Below are 22520 nucleotides of genomic sequence, written 5' to 3' on the forward strand. Positions count from 1 at the left end.
CCATGGATGGTCGCCCGTTTGATCTTCGCGCTCATGGACGGGCGCAAAAAATCTTGAGGGTGCGGCCATGGATGGCTGCCGGTGGCGCCAGAGCGGAGCGAGCGCTTGAAACTTGCGATTACCTGCTGCGCCACGGCGATTCCGGACGAATCGCACGGGCACGACATCAAGCCGCGGACAGCTCCAGTTCCAGACCCAGTTCCGCCATGGGCGCCTGTTCCTGGTGCAGGTCGGCCTCGCTGAGCGGGTGCTGCTCCAGCCATGCGGCGGGCATGCTGAGGCGCAGGCGCTGGCGCGTGGCGGCGAGCTTCATCGGCGGCAGCGATTCGGCGCGGCGGCCGCGGCGGAGCAGCACCGCGAGGCGCAGCAGCGCCGTGGTGTAGCGGGCCAGCGGGCGGTAGCGCTGCGGCAGCGCGGCGATCACCGCCTTGTCCGGCTTGCGCCGGTGCATCTCGACCACGGCGGCGAGCAGCTGCTGCTCCTGGCGCGAGAAGCCGGCAAGGTCGGCGTGGCGCAGGATGTAGGCGCCGTGGTGATGGTGCTGGCTGTGCGCGATGGCGAGGCCGATCTCGTGCACGCGCGCGGCCCACGACAGCCACTCGCGCGCCTCGCCGTCCAGCTTCCAGGCCTTTGCCACCTGGTCGAACAGTTGCAGCGCGGTGGATTCCACGCGCCGCGCCTGCGCGCGATCCACGCCGTAGCGGGTGGCCAGCGCGTCGATGCTGCCGGTGCGCGGGTCGCTGCCGGCGGCGCGGCCGAGCAGATCCCACATCAGTCCCTCGCGCATCGAGCTTTCGCACACGCGCATGCGCGCGATGCCCAATGCCTCGAACGCGGCCTCGAAGATCACCACGGCACCGGCGAGCACGGGCGCGCGCTCCTCCACCAGGCCGGGCAGTTTCAGCGTGGCGATCGCGCCCTGCGCGAGGATCGCGTCGCGCAGCCCGGCCAGCGATGCGGGGGTGATGCCGTCGTCGCTCAGTTTCATCGCCTGCACCACCGCGCCGATCGCCTTGGCGCTGCCGGAAGAACCGTAGGCCTCCTGCCAGCCCGATTCGCGGTAGTCCTCGGCGAACTGCTGCAGCAGCACGCCGATCTCGCCGCGCGCGCGCTGCCAGCGCTTGCGGTTGAGCTTGCCGCCGGGGAAGAAGCGCAGCGTGGAGGCGATGCAGCCGGCCTGCACGCTCTCGGTGTGCAGCGGCGCGAGGCCGCGGCCGATGATGAATTCGGTGCTGCCGCCGCCCACGTCCATCACCAGCCGCGGCTCGCGCGAGGCGGGCAGGTCGTGCGCGGCGCCGAGGAAGATCAGGCGCCCCTCCTCGCGGCCGGACACCACTTCGATCGGATGGCCCAGCGCGGCTTCGGCCGCGGCGAGGAAAGCCTGCGGCGCGGCCAGCCGGCGCACGGTGTTGGTGGCCACCGCGCGTACCCGCTGCGAGGGCAGGCCGGCGATGCGCTGGCCGAAGCGTGCGAGGCAGTCCATCGCGCGGGCGCGGCGGTCGGCGTCCAGCGAGCCGTCGCTGCGCAGGCCGGCGGCCATGCGCACGCTGTCGCGCAGGCGGTCGATCACCCGCGGCTCGCCGTGCTCCATGCGGGCCACGATCAGGTGGAAGCTGTTCGAGCCCATGTCCACCGCGGCCAGCAGTTCGCCGTCGCGGATCGGGGTCTGGTCGGCCTGGCTCAAGCGCGGGTTCCTTGTCGGCGTGGAGGTGCGCCGCAGCGCACATCATGCCGTATCTGCGCGCGGCTTTCTTCGTGTGCCGGCATGGTGCGACGGAGCGCCGGCGGCTCAACCGGAAGGATGTGCGGCGGTGGGCGCGCCGACCTGTTGCAGCGGCCCCACCCGGACGTGGCCCGTCCAGCCGTCGAACACCCTGGCGGCGGCCTGGTCGATGGCCTTGGTCATCACCTGGATCGGCGGGCACTGCTCCGGGTCGCTGCCCATGTCCGGGCCATCGGATGTCGCGATCCCCGCCATGCAGTAATGGCCGCCGGCACCGGTCAGGCTGGCCAGGCGGGCCATGCCCTGCGCATAGCGCTTCTCGGCGCGCACCGCCGCGGTGGCGTCGCCATAGATGGGACGCATGCGCGCAAGCAGCTCGTCGGCAGCCTGCCGCTCGGCCGGGGTGAGGGAGGCGGCTAGCCTGGCGTAGGCGGCGGCGAAGGGCGGTTGCGACCGTTCCGCCGCGAGCGCCAGCCACGCCGCCGCCAGCGGGCGGTTCACGGGTTGATGGTCGCCGTCGAGCGCCATGATGCCGAGTACGTACTGGGCCGGCTTGCTGGCCCAGCTTGCGGCGGTGGCGAAGAATTTCTGCGCGTGCGCATAGCGGTGGCTGCCGTAGTCCTGCGTGGCCAGGCAGTAGTAGTAATCGGCCGGCAGGAACTGCTCCTCGCCGATGGCGCACGTGGCATTCGCCAGGTCGGTGTCGCTCGGCGCCGAGCTGGCGGCGGCGGGCGCTTCGGGGCCGGCGCCGGCGGCCAAGGCCGGCGTGCCGGCGAGGCTTGCCAGGCAGAGGGCGACTCCCGCCGCGTGCAGCATCTTTTCGCGCAACCCGCACATGTCGTGCTCCATGGTTCGATGAGGTGGCTTGGTGAGTCCGGCTATCGGCGAAGCAACCGGTGGGCGTGGTGCGGCCTGCTCGGCGGTGTTTCGTTCACGGGCACAACTTGTCCAGCAGCATCTGCTGCGCGCTGTACGGCGCTTGCCTGCCCGGTGTGGCGCGGGTGTAGCGGCCGCCGGCATCCAGCAGCCAGGCCTGGGTGTTGTCGGCGAGGCTGTTGGCGAGGGTTTCCTCGTAGACGCGCGCGGCCAGTTCGGGATCGCGGATCGGGAAGGCGATCTCGATGCGCCGCATCAGGTTGCGCTCCATCCAGTCGGCGCTGGCGCAGTAGATTTCCGGCGCGCCGTCGTTGCCGAACCAGTACACGCGGCTGTGTTCGAGGAAGCGGCCCACGATGGAGCGCACGCGGATGCGCTCGGAGATGCCGGGCAGGCCGGGCCGCAGCGTGCAGGCGCCGCGCACGACCAGGTCGATCTCCACGCCGGCCGTTGATGCGCGGTACAGCGCCTCGATCACGTGCGCCTCGTTCAGTGCGTTGAGCTTGGCCACGATGCGCGCAGGACGGCCGGCGCGGGCCAGTTCCGTTTCGCGCTCGATGCGCTCCATCACGCCGGTATAGAGCGTGAACGGCGAATGCAGCAGGCGCTTCAGCGCGATGCGCGGGCCCAGGCCGGAGAGCTGCTGGAACACCTTGTGCAGGTCTTCGCCGATTTCGGGATCGGCGGTCATCAGGCCGATGTCGGTATAGGTGCGGCTGTTGATCTGGTGGTAGTTGCCGGTGGAGAGATGCGCGTAGCGGCGCAGCACGTTGCCCTCGCGGCGCACGATCAGCATCATCTTGGCGTGGGTCTTGTAGCCCACCACGCCGTACACCACCTGCACGCCGGCCTCCTGCAGCCGCGTGGCGAGGCGGATGTTGGCCTCCTCGTCGAAGCGCGCGCGCAGTTCGATCACCACGGTGACGTCCTTGCCGTGGCGTGCGGCCTCCACCAGCAGGTCGACCAGCGGGGTGTCCTCGCCGGCGCGGTACAGGGTCTGCTTGATCGCCAGCACGTTGGGATCGGTGCTGGCCTGGCGCAGCAGATCCACCACCGCGGCGAAGCTCTGGTAGGGATGGTGCAGCAGCACGTCGCGCCGGGCGATCTGCTCGAACTTGTCGCGGCTGGCCTCCAGCTCGGCGGGCAGCTTGGGGGTAACGCGCGGGTACTTCAGCTCGGGTCGATCCAGCCAGTCGCAGATCAGGCCGGCACGGATGATGTTGACCGGGCCGTCGCAGCGGTAGACGTCGGCCTCTTCCAGCTGGAAGTTGCGCGTGAGCATCGCGGTGATGGACTGCGGGCAGTCGTTGGCGATCTCCAGCCGCACCGGCCGCGCGTAGCCGCGCCCCACCAGTTCCTCGCTGAGCGCGCGGGCGAGGTTCTCCACCTCGGCTTCTTCCACGATCAGTTCGCTGTTGCGGGTGACCCGGAACTGGTAGGAGCCGACCACCTTGAAGCCGGGGAACATCAGGTCGACGAAGGCGTGCAGCAGCTCGGCGAGGAACACGAAGTGGTCGCCCTCGCCGCACACTTCGGCGGGCAGGCGGATGATGCGCGGCAGCGAGCGCGGCGCGCGCACCAGCGCCATGTGGCCTTCGTGGCCGAAGGCGTCACGGCCTTTCAGCACCACCGCGATGTTCAGCGTCTTGTTGAGGATGCGCGGGAACGGGTGCGCCGGATCCAGCCCCAGCGGCGACAGCACCGGCAGCACCTCGTGCTCGAAATAGCCCTGCAGCCAGCGTTTCTGGCGCGTGCTCCATTGCGTGCGGGTGAGGATGTGGATGCGCTCGGCGTCCAGTTGCGGACGCAGTTCCTGCTGCCAGATCGCGTACTGCTCGGCGACCAGCTCCAGCACGCGGGCGCGGATGCGCGCCAGCAGCTCCGGCGGCGACAGGCCGTCCGGCCCCGGCGCGGCGGAGCCGAAGGCGTGGTGGTGCTTGAGCATTGCCACGCGCACCTCGAAGAACTCGTCGAGGTTGTTCGCCACGATGCTGAGGAAGCGCAACCGTTCCAGCAGCGGCACCGAGGCGTCGCGCGCCATCGCCAGCACGCGGAAATTGAATTCCAGCGCGGCCAGTTCGCGGCTCAGGTAGAGCTCGGGCGCGGCGAGGTCGGCGGGTGTGGGTGCTTGGGCGTCGGGATGTCGCATGCGTGCATTCTGGCGCATGCGCGCCGGCCGGTGCGCGACGTGCCGCGCGGGGCTTCAGCTTTCGTCGTGGCCGCGCGCCGGCGCGAGCAGGCGCTCGGGACCGAAGTGGCAGGAGAAGGTGGAGCCGCGGCCCGGCTCGCTTTCGATGCCCAGCCGCGCCTGGTGCAGGTTCAGCACGTGCTTGACGATGGACAGGCCCAGCCCGGTGCCGCCGGTGCCGCGCGAGCGGCTGGAGGAGACGCGGTAGAAGCGCTCGGTGAGCCGGGCGAGGTGGCTGGCGGGGATGCCGTAGCCGGTGTCGCTGACCGAGTAGGTCGCGCCGTCGTCGTTGCGCCGCCAGCGTATCGTGATGCTGCCGCCGGCCGGGGTGTAGCGCACTGCGTTGCTGACCAGGTTGGAGAGCGCGCTGTGCAGATCCTTGGGCGAGCCGAGCAGGTCGAGCCCGGCGTCGGCCTCCACGGAAATGTGGTGCCGGCTTTGGCTGAGCGCCTCGGCCTCCTTGCGCAGCGTGGCCAGCAGCGGCGCCATCGGCACGCGCTCGTCCTCGACGTGGTGCTGGGTCTCCAGCCGCGACAGGGTGAGCAGGTCTTCCACGATCTGGCCCATGCGGCGCGACTGCGCGCGCATCTCGCCCAGCACCGGCGCCAGCGCGGGAGCGTCCTCGGGATCGAGCAGTTCCAGGTAGCCGTGGATCACGGTGAGCGGCGTGCGCAGTTCGTGCGAGACGTTGGCCACGAAGTCGCGGCGCATCTGTTCCAGCCGGGTGACGTGGCTGGTGTCGCGCGCCAGCAGCACCTGCTGGCGGCGGCCGAACGGCAGCAGGCTCACGCTGATCTGGCTGTCGGGGCGGCCGGGCGCCACGGTGTCGTGCAGCGGCTCGTGCTCGCCCTGGCGCAGCCAGTCGGCGAGTTCCGAGGCTTGCAGGCGCTGCTCCAGCGGCGCGCCGCGGTCGTGCGGAGCGCGCAGGCCGAGCAGGTTTTCCGCCGCGTGGTTGAACCAGCGCACGCGCTGGTCGGGATCGAGCAGCACCACGGCGTCGGGCAACTGGCTGGCGGTGCGGCGCAGGTCGCGCAGACTGGAGGCGAGGCGGTGGGTGCGCGTCATGAGGCGGTCGTGTTTCGCGGCGAGGGCGGCCGGCGACATGATGTGGCGCGTCGCATGACCGTCCCGCGTCAGCAGCAAGACGATTTCCGCCACGGCGACGATGGCCACGCCTGCAGCGATGGGGTCGCCGGCCAGCCAGCCGAAAAATGCCCCCGCGAGCAGGCCGGCGAAGCAGATGGCGGGCAGTTTCCGGTGGCGGGGAATGGACATCGAAAGGCGCGATGGTTGGCAGGCTGGATGCAGAGCTTACAAGCGTGCCCGCCGATGCAGCTTGCTCGTCATCCCGGCGCAGGCCGGGATCCAGTGACCTTGTGGCTGGAGCAAGCGAAACCGCCACTGGATTCCGGCCTTCGCCGGAATGACGAGCGAAAGGCTGGTTTCCGGCGGGTCAGACGCTCGCCGAGAAGCGATAGCCGCTGCCGCGCACGGTCTGCACCATGTCCTCCAGCTTCCACGGCTCCAGCGTCTTGCGCAGGCGGCGGATGTGCACGTCCACCGTGCGCTCCTCCACGTACACGCTGCCGCCCCACACGTGGTCGAGCAACTGCGCGCGCGAGTACACGCGCTCGGGATGGGTCATGAAGAAGTGCAGCAGGCGGTATTCGGTGGGGCCGATGGTCACCGGCTCGTCGCCGGCGAACACGCGGTGCGCGGGGCCGTCGATGCGCAGCCGGCCCAGCTCCACCATGCCGTCGCCGTCGTCGCCGTGGGTGCGGCGCAGCACCGCCTTGATCCGCGCGATCAGCTCGCGGGTGGAGAACGGCTTGACCACGTAGTCGTCCACGCCGGCTTCCAGGCCGTTGACGCGATCCATCTCCTCGCCGCGCGCGGTGAGCATGATGATGGGGATCTCGCGGCTCAGCTCCTCCTTGCGCAGGCGGCGCGCCAGTTCCAGCCCGCTCATGCCCGGCAGCATCCAGTCCAGCAGGATCAGGTCGGGCACCTGTTCGGAGATGGCGAGCTGGGCGGCGCGGGCGTCGGCGGCCTGCATCGCCTCCATGTCGGCCTTGCGCAGGGCGAAGGCGATCATTTCGCGGATCGAGGTTTCGTCTTCGACGATCAGGATGCGTTTGTGCACGCGGGCAACGTCCGTTGGACTGTGACCGGGATATTGCAATGCAGGAATGTTACGCGGCGATGACACGGGTTTGCCTATGCACTCGTCCATGAGTGCAGGATCAAACGGGCAGCCATCCATGGCTGCACTATTCACGAAAGCGGTCGCCGTTGGCCGCATCCTTAAAAAGAGCCAGAGCCCGTATCCAGGCCGAGGCACAGGCGTCCCGCGCAGCGTTCGTCCTGCAGTTGCTGCGGGCTGTCCTGGGTGGCGGGGTTGTCCGGCGTGTCGATCTTGCGCTTGCGCAGCTCCAGCACCAGCGGGGTGAGCTCGGCGATGCGCGCCTGGATGCGCGAGCGGGCGTAGTAGCTGAGGTCGTCGCGCTTGAGCAGGCGCTTGAGCTGCTCCATCGCGTCGAACGGACGGCCGGCGTAGTAGCTGGCGTCGGCCCAGGCCTCGCCGGCGCGCTCGCCGTCGCCGGCCTTGTCGCTGGCGCGGGCGTAGGCGGTGTACAGCGCGGGGTCGTCGCTGTTTTCCAGCAGCGGGCGCAACAGGTTGGCGGCGGTGCCGGCCTGCGCCTGGTCGCCGCGTTCGGTAAGCGCGGTGGCGTAGGCCAGCGCCACCGCGCGGTTGCGCGGCGACTGCTGGTTGAGCTGGCGATACAGCGCCAGCGCGGCGTCGCGCTGGCCGGCCTGCCGCTCGGCGTCGGCCAGCGCCAGGGTGAGGATCAGGTTGCCGGCGTGCGCCTGCATGAGCGGTTGCAGCTGCGCCTCGGCCTGCGCGCCGCGATCGCTGCGGGTGAGCGCCAGCGCATAGCCGTAGCGGTTGGCCGGGGTGTCGAAACCGGGTTTGTCCTTGAGGTTGCTGGCGTAGTAGTCGGCCAGCCGCAGGGCGTTGCCGCTCAGCACGCGCGCGCGTTCGCGCATCAGTTCGTAGGTGTCGAGGCCGGCCGGGCCGGCGGCGCCCGCGCCGAGCCGGATCGGCCCGTGCACGAAGGCGATCGGCGCGCTGATCTGTTCCCACTGGCCCTGGAGCAGCAGGTCGCCGGAAGGGCGCCGCTTCTGCTCGGCGATCAGCGCGCCGGCGCGCGCCTTGGCGTCGGCGATGCGGTCGCTGGTGACCGGGTGATCCTGCAGGAAGGACGGCGCCTCGCCGCCCGCGCCCGTGCTCAGCACGTCCTCCATGTGCTGGAAGAACGCGGCCATCGCGTTCGGGTCGAAGCCGGCGTTGGCCAGCGTCTTGATGCCGGCGCGGTCGGCCTCGATCTCGTCCTTGCGGGTGAAGTTGATCTCCTTCTGCGCCAGCAGGCCCTGCCCGCCGGCGAGCACCGCGATCGGCGCGTCGCCGGCGCTGCGGCCGGCCGTGCTGGCGGCGATGGCGCCCAGCAGCACCAGCGCCATCAGCGGCGCGTTCTTCTTCGAGTCCTCGAACGCGCGCTGCAGGTGGTTCTGCGTGATGTGGCCGATCTCGTGCGCGATCACGCCGGCCAGCTCGCTCTCGCTGCGGGTGATGGCGATCAGGCCGGAGTTCACCGCGATGTAGCCGCCGGGCATGGCGAAGGCGTTGATCTCGTCGTCCTTGACGATGAAGAACTGGAAATGGTCGCGCGGCTTGGCGCAGGCGGCGACCAGCCGGAAGCCGAGGTCGTTGACGTAGTCGTCCAGCAGCGGGTCGTCCACCACCATGCCCAGCGCGCGCATCTGGCGCAGCATGGAAGCGCCGTAGTCCTGCGCTTCCTGCGGCGAGATCAGCGCCTGCGCCGAGCTGCCGAGGTCGGGCAGGCGCGAGGAGTCCTGCGCGCCGGCGGCGAAGGCGAGGCCGGCGAGGATCAGGGCGGTGAGCAGGCGCTTGGCGGGGCGTCGTGGCGGCATGGGCATACGTGGGCGACAATGAGCAGCTATTGCGATCATCCTTGATCGCGAAGGTCAAACGGGCGGCCATCCATGGCCGCACTGTTCAATAAACGACCGCTTGCGGCGGTATCGGTTCACCGTGCAGCGGCTTGTTCTGGGGGCTTTTGCCCCTATTTTGCGGCGTAAGCAATCGGAGTTTCGTGATGTCCAAGATTGAAGTCTATTCCACCGCCGTTTGCCCTTACTGCGTGGCGGCCAAGAACCTGCTCAAGGCCAAGGGCCTGAGCTGGGAAGACATCCGCGTGGACACCGATCCCGCCCAGCGCGACGCCATGCTGGCGCGCAGCGGCGGCCGCCGCACCGTGCCGCAGATCTTCATCAACGACCAGCTGGTGGGCGGCTACGACGACCTGGTGGCGGCCGACCGCAGCGGCAAGCTGGCCGAACTGCTGGAGGCGGGTGCATGAGCGGCGGGCAGGGCGGCGAAAAGGATCGCGTGGCCGAGTTCACCGCGTTCCGCCAGCGCATGAACGAGCGCATCCTGGCCGAGGACAACCAGGTGGTGCGGCGCTTCTTCGCGCTGGACACGCAGACCTACAAGCCCGGCGCGCTGGACGTGAAGACCAAGGAACTGCTGGGCCTGGTCGCCTCGATGGTGCTGCGCTGCGACGACTGCATCAGCTACCACGTGGCGCAGTGCAAGGAGGCCGGGGTCAGCCGCGAGGAATTCTTCGAGACCTTCAGCGTGGGCCTCGTGGTGGGCGGTTCCATCGTGATCCCGCACCTCCGCCGCGCGGTGGATTTCCTCGACAAGCTGGAAGAGGGCGAGGCCACGGCCGACGTGGCCTGCGCCGACCACGCCTGACGCCGATTTCTCCCTCTCCCCACTGGGGAGAGGGCTGGGGTGAGGGGCGGCTCTTGCGACAGAGCTTTAGGTTTGAAGCCCGCTCTGATCGGGCGTCGCCGCAAGATTGTCCCCTCACCTCGATCCTCTCCCCGACGGGGAGAGGAAGAAGGGCGTCATGCGGGTTCCCGCAACGCTCCATGCGAGGATTTTCAACGCCTCGCACCGGCCCTTGGCTGTTCGCTGCCGTATGGATGGGCGATAATTGCAGGGTTGTCGACCCTTGCGCGCCGATCCCCCGGCGCCGGTCGACGGTTCCATTCCCCAAGGAGTTTCCCCATGAGCAAGACCATCGCGGTGATCCCCGGCGACGGCATCGGCCCGGAGATCATGACCGCCACGCTGCGCGTGCTCGATGCGCTGGACTGCGGCCTTTCCTACGACTTCGCCGACGCCGGCATGGTGGCGCTGGAGAAGCACGGCGACCTGCTGCCCAAGGCCACGCTGGACAAGATCGCCGAGCACAAGGTGGCGCTGAAGGGCCCGCTGACCACGCCGATCGGCGGCGGCTTCACCTCGATCAACGTCACCCTGCGCCGCCATTTCGACCTGTACGCCAACGTGCGTCCGGCGATCAGCTTCCCCGGCACCAAGGCGCGCTTCGAGAACATCGACATCATCACGGTGCGCGAGAACACCGAGGGCGCCTACCTGGCCGAGGGCCAGTCGCTGTCCGAGGACGGCCAGACCGCGACCTCGATGATCCGCAACACGCGCAAGGGCAGCGAGCGCATCGTGCGCTACGCCTTCGAGCTGGCGGTGAAGAAGGGCCGCAAGAAGGTCACGGCCGTGCACAAGGCCAACATCATCAAGACCGCCTCGGGCCTGTTCCTCAACGTGGCGCGCGAAGTCGCCAAGGAATACCCGCAGATCGAGTTCAACGAAATGATCGTGGACAACACCTGCATGCAGCTGGTGATGCGTCCCGAGCAGTTCGACGTGATCGTCACCACCAACCTGTTCGGCGACATCCTCTCCGACCTGTGCGCCGGCCTGGTCGGCGGCCTGGGCCTGGCGCCGGGCGACAACATCGGCGAGGGCGCGGCGATCTTCGAGGCCGTGCACGGCTCCGCCCCGGACATCGCCGGCAAGGGCATCGCCAACCCCTGCGCGCTGCTGCTGGCCGCGGCCGACATGCTCGACCACCTGGGCATGGTGGAGAAGGGCGACAAGCTGCGCGCCGCGATCCGCGACACCATGGCCAACGACCGCGACAGCGTGACGCCGGATCTGGGCGGCAAGGGTTCCACCGAGAGCTTCGGCGCGGCCATCGCCAGGCGCGTGAAAGGCTGATCCGCCTCATACGCACCTGCCGTCATTCCTGCGAAAGCGGGAATCCAGCCGTGGGGCCTGGAGATCGCGGATGACTTGGCGTGGGATACACGCCGGGGAATCGTAAACAAGGAGCCAAGGCCGCGGCATCGTCCGCGGCCTTGGCGTTTCTGGAACGGCGGCATTCTGGAACGGTGCCGCCCGCTTCGCTAGCATCGATGGCCTTGGCCGTCTCCGGCGCCTTCGCCCATCCTTGCGCGCATGACGTTATGGGTCTTCCTCTACTTTGCCGCGGCCTTGCAGGCCGCCTTGCTGGCGCTGGCGTTGTGGCGGCGACCGGCCAATCGCCAGGCTAACCGGCTGCTCGCGGTGTGGGTGGCGCTGACCGGGCTCGACCTGGCGGTTAAGGCGGCGTACTGGCACACGCTGGAGCCGGAATGGTTCCGTGCCTACCGCTTCGTGGCGCTGTTTCCGTTTCTCTACGGCAGCCTGTTCTACCTCTACGTGCGTGCACTGACGCAGGGGCGCAGCTTCCGCTGGCGCGACTGCGCGCACCTGCTCGGCTTCGGCGCGATGTTCGTGGCCGACGGCTACGTGTGGACGATGGATCATGCACGGATCGCGGCGCTGTCGGCGCGCTGGGTCGCCGGCGAGCGCAACGTCGGCGCGTGGTTCGACGGGCCGCTGTTCGTCTACAGCCTGTCCTACGTGGCTGCGGCACTGGTGCGCGTGCATCGCTACCGGCGCGAGCTGCGCGAGCGCCGTTCGGACGCCGACCGCCATTCGCTGCGCTGGATCGACGTGCTGGCGCTGTGCCAGATCGTGATCTGGGGCGTCGCCATCGTGCAGGCGGTGGTCTGGCTGCCGGTGATCAACTACATGCTGCTGTTCGGCCTGGTGGCAGGCTGGGTGTGCGTGGTGGGCTGGTTCAGCCTGAATCAGCCGCCGGTTGCGGTGGAGCCGGATCTGCCGCCCGCGCCAGCGGAGCAGCGGGCTGACGCTGATCCGGACGATGCCCGCTCCGATGCCGTCGAGGCCCGCCTTGCGGAACTGATGAGCGGCGCCGCGCCGCTGTACCTGGAGCCGGCACTGACCATCGGCCAGGTGGCCAAGCGCAGCGGTTATCCCGAGTACCTGGTGTCGGCGGTGATCAATCGCCGCTCCGGCGGCACGTTCTGGGACTACGTCAACCGGCTGCGCGTGGAGGCGGCGCGCGAGCGCCTGGCCGATGTTGGCGACACGCGCACCATCCTCGACATCGCCTACGCCTGCGGCTTCACCTCCAAGTCCACCTTCAACGCCGCGTTCAAGCGCCAGTTGGGCGAGACGCCCAGCGCTTACCGCAAATCGCAGTCGCTCACGGCGTCGGCCGGGCGTGCAGGGCCTTGATGATGGCGGCCACCAGGTCGCCGGTGTGGTCGCCGTAGTCCAGCGAGATGCCCATGCGAACCACGACGAGTTTTTCCGACGGCACGATCACCGTGTACTGCCCGAACGCGCCGCGCGCGTAGTACATGTCCTTGGGCAGCTGCGGCATGCCCCAGGGCGCGTTCCACACCGGCACCGGGGTGTCGTGCTTGATGTTGAGCCAGAAGCCGGCGCCATAGCCGGTGTCCAAGGTCTGCGAATGGCTGTAGGCCACCCAGCCTTCGGGCAGGATGCGCTTGCCGTCGACCACGCCGTCGTCGAGATAGAGCTGGCCGAAGCGGGCGAAATCGCGCGCCGTGCCGTAGCCGCCGCCCGAGCCGATCAGGGTGCCGCGGGCGTCGGTCTGGATCAGCGTATGCGCCATGCCCAGCGGCGCGAACAGCTCGCGCCGGGCGAAGCGCTCGGCGTCCACGGCGCTGCCGCCGGCGGCGTCGGTGACGATGCGGCCGAGCAGCACGTAGTCCAGGTTGCCGTAGGCCCAGGTGGTGCCGGGCGCGTCGGCCAGCGGCATCCGCGCCGCGTAGCCGGCCATGTCGCGCTGGAGAAAGCTCATGCGCGTCATCGGGCTCAGCACGTCCTCGGTCTCGTCGAACGGCAGGCCGCTGTCCATGCGCAGCAACTGGTCGACGGTGATGCTGCCATGCGGCTCGCCTGCGCGTCGCCAGGCCGGCAGCGGCGCAGGCTGATCCCGCCGCAGCTTGCCTTCGCGCACCAAGATGCCGATCAAGGCGTTGATCAGCGACTTCGTCATCGAATGCGCCCAGATCGGCGTGTCCGGCCCGTAGCCGGGCGCGTAGCGCTCGGCGATCAGCCGGCCGTCGTGCAACACCACGACGGCCTTGGTGTTGCGCGGATGCGCGGGATCGGGCTCGGCGAAGGCACGGTCGAGCGCGGCGCGGATGGCGGGATCGTCCGAAGCGACCGCGTGGCCTGGATATGGACTGGTAATCGGCGCGGGGGCGAAGCCGGCGGCCTCGGGCACCGCGTCGTCGCCGTGCAGCAACAGGCAGCCCAGCCCCGGGCGGAACACGGCGCGTGCGCGGAAGGCGCCCAGCACGCTGGCGTCCGCCTCCCGCCGGACCCTGTCCACGTGCCAGCGGAGCGCCCATTCGATGTCGCGCATCTGCGGCGCGTGTTGTTCGCGGAACACGCTGCCGGGATCGACCCGGCTGACGAACGCGGCGTCGCACAGGCCGCTGCTGACCGAGCCGGTGGCGATGCGCAGCAGGGGACGTCCCGCGGTACCAAGCCAGGCCGCGATGGACAGCAGGATCACGGCCAGGGCCGCGAGGGCGAATTTGACGATGCGCAGTGTCATGGGGCGTCTGCCTGGGAAGGGAGGCGCCAGCATGGAGTGCGGGGACATCGGCGGCGTCCGGGGCGGCGGAACCGTACTGCTGCGCCGTCTTCGCGGGTGCGATCCGGCCGGATCGCACCCGCGCGTGGCCGCTGCGCGGCGCGGCCGGCCGGCGGTATCAGTGCGCGGCGGGCTTGTAGTGGCCGCCTTCCGTACGCACGGCGATGTTGAGCCGGTTCCAGGTGTTGATCAGGCCGACCAGCAGCACCAGGTCGATCACGGCCGCGTCCTCGAAGTGCTGGTGCACCCGCTCGTAGAGCGCGTCGGACACCGATTCGTGGGAAGGCAGCTCGGTGAGTTCCTCGGCCAGCGCCAGCGCGGCCTGTTCGCTCTCGCTGTACAGCCTGGTTTCGCGCCAGGCGGGCAGCAGGTACAGGCGTTGCTCGGTTTCGCCGGCGGCGCGGGCGTCCTTGCTGTGCATGTCGAGGCAGAACACGCAGCCGTTGATCTGCGAGCAGCGCATCAGCACCAGTTCGACCAGCTTGGCGTCCAGGTGGCCGCGTTCGCGGATCTCCTGGCCGAGTTTGACCAGCGGCTGCATGGCGGCGTAGTGGCGCTGGATGGAAATGCGGGTCATGGGATGGCTCCTGCGGTAGTGGGGATTGGCGGCTGGAATGAGCCGTTCAATGCAAGGACGCGCCGGCCTGCGGATCCGTTACCGTCGCCGCCAGCCGTGCGAGCTTGCCCGGGTGGCGCAGCGCATGGATGGCGGTGATCTGTTCGCCGTCGCCCTCGATCCAGATCGCGGTGGTCAGTGTGCCGCCGGCCCAGGCCAGCAGGGCCGGCGCTCCGTTGAGCGTGCGCAGGCTGTAGCGCAACGGCTGCAGGCGGGTGTGGTGGGCGATCTGCAGGTACAGCCGCGCCAGCCGCTCGGCGCCATGCAGCGGATGCAGGGTGGCGGCCACCACGCCGCCGCCGTCGCTGATGTGGACGGCGTCCTCGGCGAACAGCGCCTGCAGCGATTCCAGCGTAGGCTGTTCCATCGCGGCCACGAAGCGCTGCAGCAGGCGCTGCTGGGCGCGGGCGTCCACGCTGTAGCGCGGGCGATCCTCGCGCAAACGCGCCTTGGCGCGATGCACGCGCTGGCGACAGGCGTTTTCGGCGATGCCCAGGATGGCCGCGGCCTCGGCATGGCTGTAGTCGAACACCTCGTTGAGCAGGAAGGCGGCGCGTTCGTCCGGGCCCAGCCGTTCCAGCAGGGTGAGGAAGGAGAGGGTGAGGGTCTGGTCGTGTTCCAGGGCCGCCTCGGGCGTTTCGGCGGTGCCGGCGTGCGCAGCTTCCTCGTCCACCAGCGGCTCGGGCAGCCACGGGCCGGGATAGTGCGCGCGTTCGGTCTTGGCGCGGCGCAGGCGATCCAGCGCCAGGCGCGTGGTCACGGTGACCAGCCAGGCTTCGGGATCGTCCAGCGCGGCGGTGTCCTGCGCATGCCAGCGCAGCCAGGCGTCGTGCAGCACGTCCTCGGCGTCGGCGGGCGTGCCGAGCATGCGGTAGGCCAGTCCGAACAGGCGCTGGCGGTGTTGCTGGAACAGGGCGGTCTGCGGATCCATGGCGGTTTCCTTTTGGAATCGCCTCAAGGACGCACCGCCGCGCGCGGACGTGACAGGCCTAGCGGACGAACGGCCACGGCGCGCAGACGATCAGCCACGCCAGCAGCAGCATGCCCAGGTATTTCAGCGTGCGGAACAGCTTCGGGTGCTTCCTCTTGAACGCACGGCTGCGCTCGCGGTTGCGCTGGTTGAGCGCGAACACGCGGTTGACGAAGCCGGTCTTCTCCTCCGGCGACTCGGTATTCGGCGAGGCGGTGATCTTGCCCATGAACGCCCCCACGCGGTGATTGATTGCTTCCATCCAGCGACTACGCAGCGGGCGCTCCACGTCGGCGAACAGGATCACGCGCGTCTGGTCGGTGGTGTTCTCCACCCAGTGCACGTAGGTCTCGTCGAACACCACGTCCTTGCCGTCGCCCCAGGCGTGTTCCTCGCCGTCCACGAAGATGCGGCAGTCGCGCGAGTTCGGCGTGATCAGGCCGAGGTGATAGCGCAGGGAGCCGGCGAACGGGTCGCGGTGCGGGTTGAGCTTGCTGTTGGGCGCCAGCGTGGCGAACATCGCCGCCTTGATGCTGGGGATGGATTTCAGCAGCGTCACGGTCTTCGGGCACAGCGCTTCGGCCGAGGCCAGCGGCTCGCCGTACCACTTCAGGTAGAAACGCTTCCAGCCCTGCTTGAAGAAGCTGTTGAAGCTGGCGTCGTTGCCGCCCTGCGCCGCGCGGATGTGGCCTTCGTCGAACAGCGACAGCGCTTCCTCGCGGATGGCCTGCCAGTTCGCCTGCAGCAGGTCGAGCTGCGGGAAACCACGGCGGTCGAGGATGGGCCGCGCCGGCACCGCGGAGAACGCGTACATCAAGAGGTTGTACGGCGCAAAGATCGCCGAGTGATCCACCAGTTGGCGGTCGAAGCGCAGCCGCGCGCGCCCGCGCAGGTGCACCAGCAGCACGCACAGCACGAACAGCAGGATCAGGATCAGCAGGACGAGGCGCGGGGTCATCGGCGTGGGCGGGAAAGGGCGGCGGGACGGAGCGCCATTCTAGCGCCCGTGCCGCACGCCACCGCAGGAGCGCGGATCAGTGCGACAACACGCGCAGCGGCGTGCCGCCGGGTTGGTAGCCGCGCGCCAGCGCGCGTTGCACGTAGGCCACGGCGTTTCGCACGGCGTTGCGCGGCGGTTGACCCTTGGCCAGTTCGGCGGCCAGCGCCGAAGCCAGGGTACAGCCGGTACCGTGGGCCTCCAGTTTCAATCGCTTGTGGCGGAGTTCCAGCACGCCGCGCGCGTCGAAGAACCGATCCACCACCTCGCGGCCGCTGCCGTGGCCGCCCTTGAGCAGTACGGTCTTGGCGCCCAGTCCGCGCAGTTCCTCGCCGGCGCGGGCGCAATCCTTCGCGCTGCGGATCGGGTAGCCCAGCAACGCCTCCGCCTCGGGCAGGTTGGGCGTGAGCACGTCGGCCAGCGGGATCAGCTCGTTCACCAGCACCGCGATGGCGTCCGCGTCGAGCAGGCGCGCGCCGCTGGTGGCGATCATCACCGGATCGACCACCAGCCAGGCCGGCTTGCGCGCTGCCATCTCATGTGCCACCAGCCGCACGATCGCCGCGCTACCCAGCATGCCGGTCTTCACCGCGGCCACGGGAAAATCATCGAACACCGCGGCGATCTGGCTGCGGATGTGCTTGAGCGGCACCGGGTGCACCGCGCTCACGCCGCGCGTGTTCTGCGAGGTGATCGCGGCAATGGCCGACAGCCCGTGCACGCCACGGGCGTGGAAGGTCTTCAGGTCGGCCTGGATGCCTGCGCCGCCTCCGGAATCGGAGCCGGCGATGGTGAGGGCGATGGGGGGCGTGGTGTGGGGCATCGGTGCTTGGTGGTTGTCGCACTATTGGGAGTCGCGGTTACTGGATTCCGGCCTTCGCCGGAATGACGGCAAGCACGAGGCACCTACTCTTGATCGTCATTCCGGCGTAGGCCGGAATCCAGTTACAGCAACGTCGGATAAAGGTCGAGCCATCCAGGATTCCCGCCTTCGATCAATCGCAGTTTCCATGCGCGCTTCCATTCCTTGAGCTGTTTCTCGCGGAGAATGGCGGACTCCATCGTTTCATGCAGCTCGTACCAGACCAGATCGTGGACGTGGTAGCGCGATGTGAAACCCTGGATGGCTTCGTTGCGGTGTTGCCAGACGCGTCCAACCAGGTTGCTGGTGACGCCGATGTACAGCGTGCCGTTTCGTCCGCTGGCGAGCATGTATACGCAAGGTTGTCGCCTGTCCATGGCGCAGTCTCCGCTGGATGCCGGCCTGCGCCGGCATGACGATCAAGAGCCTTACAGCGCCTCCGACGCGAAATCCGCCAGCCGCGAACGCTCGCCGCGCCGCAGGGTGACGTGGGCCGAATGCTCCCACTGCTTGAAGCGATCCACCGCGTAGGTGAGGCCGGAGGTGGTCTCGGTGAGATAGGGCGTGTCGATCTGCTCCACGTTGCCCAGGCAGACGATCTTGGTGCCGGGGCCGGCGCGGGTAATCAGGGTCTTCATCTGCTTGGGCGTGAGGTTCTGCGCCTCGTCGATGATCAGGTAGCGTGACAGGAAGGTGCGGCCGCGCATGAAGTTCAGCGAGCGGATCTTGATGCGCGAGGCGAGCAGGTCGTTCGTCGCCTGGCGTCCCCAGCTGCCGCCTTCCTCGGGATTGGCCAGCACTTCGAGGTTGTCGGTGAGCGCGCCCATCCACGGCGTCATCTTCTCCTCCTCGGTGCCGGGCAGGAAGCCGATGTCCTCGCCCACGCTCACCGTGGCGCGGGTCATGATGATCTCGCGGTAGCGCTGCTGATCCATCACCTGCGCCAGGCCGGCGGCGAGCGCGAGCAGGGTCTTGCCGGTGCCGGCGGTGCCGAGCAGGGTGACGAAATCCACCTCCGGATCCATCAGCACGTTGAGCGCGAAGTTCTGCTCGCGGTTGCGCGCGGCGATGCCCCAGACGTGGTGGTTGGCGTGGCTGTGGTCGTCCATCAGCGCGAGCGTGGCCTTGTCGTCGTCCAGCTTGAGCACGCGCAGTTCCACGCCGCCTTCGCCGGGCAGGTACAGGCACTGGTTGGGGTGCCAGTCCTCGTCCTCGCGTCGGTTCAATTTGTAGTAGGTGCGGCCGCGTTCGTTCCACGATTCCACTTCCGGATGCGCGTCCCAGAAGTTCTCGGGCAGCGCGTTGGAGCCGGTGTAGAGCAGGGCGAAGTCGTCCAGCGCGCGGTCGTTCTCGTAGTCCTCCGCGTCGATGCCGTAGATCTTCGCCTTGATGCGCAGGTTGATGTCCTTGCTGACCAGGATCACCGAGCGCTCGGGGTTCTGGTCGCGCAGCTCGATCACCGCGGCGAGGATCAGGTTGTCCGCCTTGCCGTGGTTGGCGCTGGTGCGCTGCTGGAAATACAGCCGTCCCACCGCGGCGCCGCGCTTGAGCTTGATGCCCTGCGGGTTCGCCAGCTCCAGCCCGTTGCTGATGCCGTGGCCGTTGCCCCGCACGATCAGCTCGTTGAGGAAGCGGCTGACCTGGCGGCCGTTGCGCGAGACTTCCGAAACGCCCTTCTTCTTCTCGTCCAGTTCCTCCAGCACCGTCATCGGGATGAACACGTCGTGTTCCTCGAAGCGGAACAGCGAAGTGGGGTCGTGCAGCAGCACGTTGGTGTCCAGGACGTAGATGCGCTTGCTTGCGGTCATGCGGCAGGAACCTCGCGTGGGACAGGACGAAGGGAGCGCGGCAGCGCGGATGCCGCGGCGGCGGCGACGTGGAGTGCTGCGGTCACTTGGCGGGAATGGCGTCGAGCACGGCCTGGGCGTGGCCCGGCACCTTCACGCCGCGCCATTCGGCGGCGAGCTTGCCGTCCGGGTCGATCAGGAAGGTGCTGCGCACCACGCCCAGGTGGCGCTTGCCGTAGAGCACCTTCTCGTGGATCACGTCGAAGGACTTGCACCAGGTTTCATCCGCGTCGGATATCAGCGGGAACGGCAGTTCCTGCTTGGCGGCGAAGTTGGCGTGGGATCTGGCCGAGTCGCGCGAGACGCCGACGATCTCGGCGTGGCGCTTCTTGAACTTCGGATAGAGGTCGCGGAAGTCCTGCGCTTCGGTGGTGCAGCCGGGGGTGGCATCCTTGGGGTAGAAATACACCACGATCCATTGGCCCTTGAGGTCGGCGAGCTTCAGCGTGCTGCCGTCGCCGGTGGTGCCGCCGAGGGCGGGGGCCTTCTTTCCGAGGTCTGGCATGGTCTCTCCGGAAACCCGGTGGGGTTTCGCTGCTGTGCGGGGAGAGACTAGCGCGATGGATGTGACGGAGACAGCCTTGTCAGGCGTCCGTCGGCGGAGCATCCTGAGCGTCCGTTTGCGTCCTGCGCGGAGCGGGCCGCGGAGAGCGTGGACAGGCCTAGAACTTCACCGGATCCATGATCGCATCCAGGTTCAGGCCATCGCACAGCTCCAGGAAATCGTCGCGCAAGGCGGCGATATGCACGTCGGCCGGAATGCCTATCGTGAACTGCGCCTGGAACATCTCCGCGCCGGTCTGCATCGCCAGGTAACGGGTGGAGTGCAACTGCTCCACGCTGATGCCCTGCTGGCTGAAGAATTCCACGATGCGCGCCACGATGCCGGGGCGGTCGGCGGAGATGATCTCCACCATGTACGGCAGCAGGTGCGAGTTCGGCTCGCGCGGCGTGGTGCGGTAGTGGGCGAGGCGCAGGTTCTCGTCGCGCGCCAGCTTGTTCAGCGCCGTCTCCAGCTTGGCCAGCGCGTCCCAGGCGCCGTTGGCCAGCAGCATCACCGAGACCTCGTTGCCGATCGTGGCCACGCGCGACTCGGCCAGGCTGCAGCCGGCATCGGCGATACGTCGGGTGAGCGCGGTGAGTGGCGAATGGGCGGCCGAGGTCAGCGCGTGGATCAGCAGCTGATTGTCGCTGCCCGAACGGGCGGTGGGCGTCGATTTCAATGGGATGGCCTGTGCCGGAGCCCGCGTGGCGCGGGAATCGCGCCAGCCAGCTTACTTGCCGCTCCCGCAAGCCCGCAAGTAACATGCAAAACTTGATTCCCGTGCGGTATTCGACCTTGGACATTCGCGGAAGCATCTGCGCGCTGGCGACGCCGTTCGCGCCCGACGGCGCGCTCGACCTGCCGGCGTTCGCGCGCCTGCTCGACCATCAGCTCGCCGGCGGCACGCAGGCGCTTGTGGTGGCCGGTTCCACCGGTGAGGCGCACATGCTCGAACACGACGAGTTCGACCGCCTGCTCGCGTTTGCGGTGGAACACGTGGCCGGCCGCGTGCCGGTGATCGCCGGCACCGGCGAGGCGGGCACCGCGAAGACCGTGGCCGTCACGCGCCGCGCCAAGGCGCTGGGGGCCGATGCCGCGCTGGTGGTGGCGCCCTATTACGTGCGACCCACGCAGGAAGGCATGCGCCGCCACTTCCTCGAAGTCGCCGAGCATGGCGGCCTGCCGGTGCTGCTCTACAACGTGCCCGGCCGCACCGCCTGCGACTTGCTGCCGGAGACCGTGGCGCAGCTTGCCGGACACCCGGCCATCGTGGGCATCAAGGAAGCGTGCGCCGACGCCGGGCGCATCGCCGCGCTTGCGGAACTTGCGCGCGCGGATTTCGTCTATCTCTCCGGCGACGACGGCTCGGCCGCGCAGGCCATGCTGGCCGGTGCGGCCGGCACCATCTCGGTGGTGGCCAACCTCGCACCGAAGGCGTTCCGCGCGTTGTGCGACGCGGCGACTGGCGGCGACCGCGCCGCCACCGCGCGTTGCGACGATGCGCTGGCGCCCCTGGTGCAGGCGCTGAACTGCGCACCGAACCCGATCGCGGTGAAAGCCGGCTTGCCGGAGCTTGGGCTGGGATCGGCGCTGCCGCGCTTGCCGCTGGTGGAGCTGGCCGAAGGCCCGGATCGCGCCCGTTTGCGCGAGGCGCTGTCCAGTCTGGCATCCTTGGCGCACGCTGCCTGATCGAAAGCCGCGTTGGCGGCTACCAACCGAAACTCCCACGGAAAACCCTTGCATGAAGAAATCCTCGCTACTCGTGACCCTGCCGGCGCTGGCCTTCGCGGGCCTGTTGCTTTCCGGTTGCGGCATGTTCCGATCCACGAAGGCGTGGGAGACGGCCAAGCAGGAGGCTCCGCTGGAAATCCCGCCGGGCCTGGACACGCCGCCGGCCACTGCGGCGCTGGTGATCCCGCCGCCGGGTTCGGGGCAGCAGCAGGCTGCGCCAGCCTTGGCCGACCAGATTTCCGACGCCTTCGTGGTGTCCGGCAGCGTCGACGGCGCCTACCAGAAGGTGGGCCAGCTGCTGGCCGCCGGCAGCGCCGGCCAGGTGACCGGCCATGACGACAACGCGCACACCTACACCGTGAACGTGGTGGGCGGCGAGGACGTGGCAAAGAAGAAGGGTTTCTTCGGCCGCCTGTTCGGCCACAAGGACAAGAGCGCCGCCGGCAGCACGCATCCGGTACAGGTCACCGTGAACCCCAGCGGCAGCAGCGCCAGCGAAGTGCGCGCGCAGGGCAATGCCGGAGCGGTCGCCAAGCTCGTGGACGCGTTGAAGAAAGGCATGGCCGGCTGATTCCGCGCCGATCCCGCCAACGAAAATGCCGCCCATCGGGCGGCATTTTCGTTGGGTGTTCCGGATGAGCGCGCCGGCTTTCGTGGAGCCGCGGCGCCGTGTTCCGGCGCTCAGCGCTGCAGCAGCTTGAGCTTGTCCGGCTTGCCTTCCCATTCCTTCGCGTCGGCCAGGCCGTCCTTGCGCTCGGTGATCACCGGCCAGGCCTTCGCCAACTCGGCGTTCAGCGCCACGAAACCTTCCTGTCCGCCGGGCACGTCGTCTTCCGGGTAGATCGCGTTGATCGGGCACTCCGGCTCGCACAGCGTGCAGTCGATGCACTCGTCCGGGTCGATCACCAGGAAGTTCGGGCCTTCGTGGAAGGCATCGACCGGGCAGACTTCCACGCAGTCGGTGTACTTGCACTTGATGCAGTTGTCGGTGACGACGAAGGTCATGGGTGGTGCTCTTGCGTTTGGGCGTTGGCAAGTATGACTGCAATGCGCGCTGGCTGAAAAGTTGCCAATGCCCGATCCGCCGCTGGAAGAGACGGAACCCGAGGGCCAGTGCAATCGTCGTGGCGCCTGCCCAAAAACAAACGGCACGATCGCTTGATCGTGCCGGCTGTTCCTGAAGAGTGCGGCCATGGATGGCCGCGGTTGGCGCTTGGGCAAGGCGGTCGC

The 22520-nt window shown here is 68.8% G+C and carries 22 protein-coding genes; 6 read left to right on the plus strand and 16 right to left on the minus strand.

From position 1 onward, the window contains the following. Positions 1-166 precede the first annotated feature (166 nt). From ACZ5Z2_RS05385 to ACZ5Z2_RS05410, 6 genes are all read right to left on the minus strand, one after another. Entirely contained in the window at positions 167-1684 is a 1518-nt protein-coding gene (locus ACZ5Z2_RS05385) for a Ppx/GppA phosphatase family protein (RefSeq protein WP_464760927.1), read from the minus strand. 105 nt (positions 1685-1789) lie between these two features. Further along, on the minus strand, positions 1790-2560 hold the full coding sequence (locus ACZ5Z2_RS05390; RefSeq protein ID WP_464760928.1) for a hypothetical protein: 771 nt from the start codon (positions 2558-2560) through the stop codon (positions 1790-1792). A 94-nt stretch (positions 2561-2654) separates the two neighbouring features. Next, positions 2655-4748 (minus strand): polyphosphate kinase 1, encoded by a 2094-nt coding sequence (gene ppk1, locus ACZ5Z2_RS05395; RefSeq protein WP_464760929.1) that lies wholly within the window; start codon positions 4746-4748, stop codon positions 2655-2657. 54 nt (positions 4749-4802) lie between these two features. Beyond that, entirely contained in the window at positions 4803-6056 is a 1254-nt protein-coding gene (gene phoR, locus ACZ5Z2_RS05400) for a phosphate regulon sensor histidine kinase PhoR (RefSeq protein ID WP_464761667.1), read from the minus strand. Positions 6057-6240: 184 nt separating this feature from the next. Continuing rightward, positions 6241-6930, minus strand: coding sequence for a phosphate regulon transcriptional regulator PhoB (gene phoB, locus ACZ5Z2_RS05405; RefSeq protein ID WP_464760931.1), 690 nt, complete (start codon positions 6928-6930; stop codon positions 6241-6243). A gap of 161 nt (positions 6931-7091) precedes the next feature. Next, on the minus strand, positions 7092-8786 hold the full coding sequence (locus ACZ5Z2_RS05410) for a M48 family metalloprotease (protein WP_464760932.1): 1695 nt from the start codon (positions 8784-8786) through the stop codon (positions 7092-7094). A gap of 179 nt (positions 8787-8965) precedes the next feature. Here ACZ5Z2_RS05410 and grxC point away from each other — a divergent pair, with 179 nt between their 5' ends. The 4 genes from grxC (at position 8966) to ACZ5Z2_RS05430 (ending at position 12327) form a co-directional block, all read left to right on the plus strand. Beyond that, complete coding sequence (gene grxC, locus ACZ5Z2_RS05415) at positions 8966-9229, plus strand: glutaredoxin 3 (RefSeq protein WP_464760933.1); 264 nt, start codon at positions 8966-8968, stop codon at positions 9227-9229. Beyond that, positions 9226-9627 carry a carboxymuconolactone decarboxylase family protein gene (locus ACZ5Z2_RS05420; RefSeq protein WP_464760934.1) on the plus strand — a complete coding sequence of 134 codons (402 nt, stop codon included), beginning with the start codon at positions 9226-9228 and terminating at the stop codon, positions 9625-9627. The genes grxC and ACZ5Z2_RS05420 overlap by 4 nt, the downstream gene beginning before the upstream one ends. A 318-nt stretch (positions 9628-9945) precedes the next feature. Continuing rightward, positions 9946-10959: an isocitrate dehydrogenase gene (locus ACZ5Z2_RS05425; RefSeq protein WP_464760935.1), complete on the plus strand. Its 1014-nt coding sequence runs from the start codon at positions 9946-9948 to the stop codon at positions 10957-10959. A gap of 240 nt (positions 10960-11199) precedes the next feature. After that, the gene (locus ACZ5Z2_RS05430; protein ID WP_464760936.1) at positions 11200-12327 is read left to right on the plus strand and encodes a helix-turn-helix domain-containing protein; all 1128 of its coding nucleotides are present in this window, start codon (positions 11200-11202) and stop codon (positions 12325-12327) included. On the opposite strand, the gene ACZ5Z2_RS05435 is transcribed toward ACZ5Z2_RS05430, so the two are convergent. From ACZ5Z2_RS05435 to ACZ5Z2_RS05475, 9 genes are all read right to left on the minus strand, one after another. Then, positions 12296-13684, minus strand: a complete 1389-nt coding sequence (locus ACZ5Z2_RS05435; protein ID WP_464760937.1) for a serine hydrolase domain-containing protein — start codon at positions 13682-13684, stop codon at positions 12296-12298. The two genes, ACZ5Z2_RS05430 and ACZ5Z2_RS05435, sit on opposite strands and share 32 nt — an antisense overlap. A gap of 157 nt (positions 13685-13841) precedes the next feature. Then, positions 13842-14300, minus strand: coding sequence for a carboxymuconolactone decarboxylase family protein (locus tag ACZ5Z2_RS05440; RefSeq protein ID WP_464760938.1), 459 nt, complete (start codon positions 14298-14300; stop codon positions 13842-13844). A gap of 46 nt (positions 14301-14346) precedes the next feature. Next, a complete protein-coding gene (gene sigJ, locus ACZ5Z2_RS05445; RefSeq protein WP_464760939.1) occupies positions 14347-15270 on the minus strand; it encodes an RNA polymerase sigma factor SigJ in 924 nt (307 codons plus the stop codon). A 58-nt stretch (positions 15271-15328) separates the two neighbouring features. Next, positions 15329-16267 carry an aspartyl/asparaginyl beta-hydroxylase domain-containing protein gene (locus tag ACZ5Z2_RS05450; RefSeq protein WP_464760940.1) on the minus strand — a complete coding sequence of 313 codons (939 nt, stop codon included), beginning with the start codon at positions 16265-16267 and terminating at the stop codon, positions 15329-15331. A gap of 76 nt (positions 16268-16343) precedes the next feature. Next, complete coding sequence (gene thiD / locus ACZ5Z2_RS05455) at positions 16344-17129, minus strand: bifunctional hydroxymethylpyrimidine kinase/phosphomethylpyrimidine kinase (protein ID WP_464760941.1); 786 nt, start codon at positions 17127-17129, stop codon at positions 16344-16346. Positions 17130-17251: 122 nt separating this feature from the next. Then, a complete protein-coding gene (locus ACZ5Z2_RS05460; protein ID WP_464760942.1) occupies positions 17252-17545 on the minus strand; it encodes a GIY-YIG nuclease family protein in 294 nt (97 codons plus the stop codon). 51 nt (positions 17546-17596) lie between these two features. Beyond that, entirely contained in the window at positions 17597-18976 is a 1380-nt protein-coding gene (locus tag ACZ5Z2_RS05465) for a PhoH family protein (RefSeq protein ID WP_464760943.1), read from the minus strand. Positions 18977-19058: 82 nt separating this feature from the next. Further along, a complete protein-coding gene (locus ACZ5Z2_RS05470; protein ID WP_464760944.1) occupies positions 19059-19520 on the minus strand; it encodes a peroxiredoxin in 462 nt (153 codons plus the stop codon). 157 nt (positions 19521-19677) lie between these two features. Further along, positions 19678-20238: a glycine cleavage system transcriptional repressor gene (locus ACZ5Z2_RS05475; protein WP_464760945.1), complete on the minus strand. Its 561-nt coding sequence runs from the start codon at positions 20236-20238 to the stop codon at positions 19678-19680. Between the two features lie 83 nt (positions 20239-20321). Between ACZ5Z2_RS05475 and dapA the strand changes: the two genes are divergently transcribed. Next, positions 20322-21248 (plus strand): 4-hydroxy-tetrahydrodipicolinate synthase, encoded by a 927-nt coding sequence (gene dapA / locus ACZ5Z2_RS05480; RefSeq protein ID WP_464760946.1) that lies wholly within the window; start codon positions 20322-20324, stop codon positions 21246-21248. Between the two features lie 52 nt (positions 21249-21300). Further along, a complete protein-coding gene (locus ACZ5Z2_RS05485; protein ID WP_464760947.1) occupies positions 21301-21861 on the plus strand; it encodes a hypothetical protein in 561 nt (186 codons plus the stop codon). A gap of 110 nt (positions 21862-21971) precedes the next feature. Here the strand turns inward: ACZ5Z2_RS05485 and fdxA are convergent, their stop codons facing one another. Beyond that, positions 21972-22295, minus strand: coding sequence for a ferredoxin FdxA (gene fdxA / locus ACZ5Z2_RS05490; RefSeq protein WP_192104689.1), 324 nt, complete (start codon positions 22293-22295; stop codon positions 21972-21974). Between the last annotated feature and the right edge of the window lie 225 nt (positions 22296-22520).

It is taken from the genome of Rhodanobacter sp. G1 (assembly GCF_055397855.1).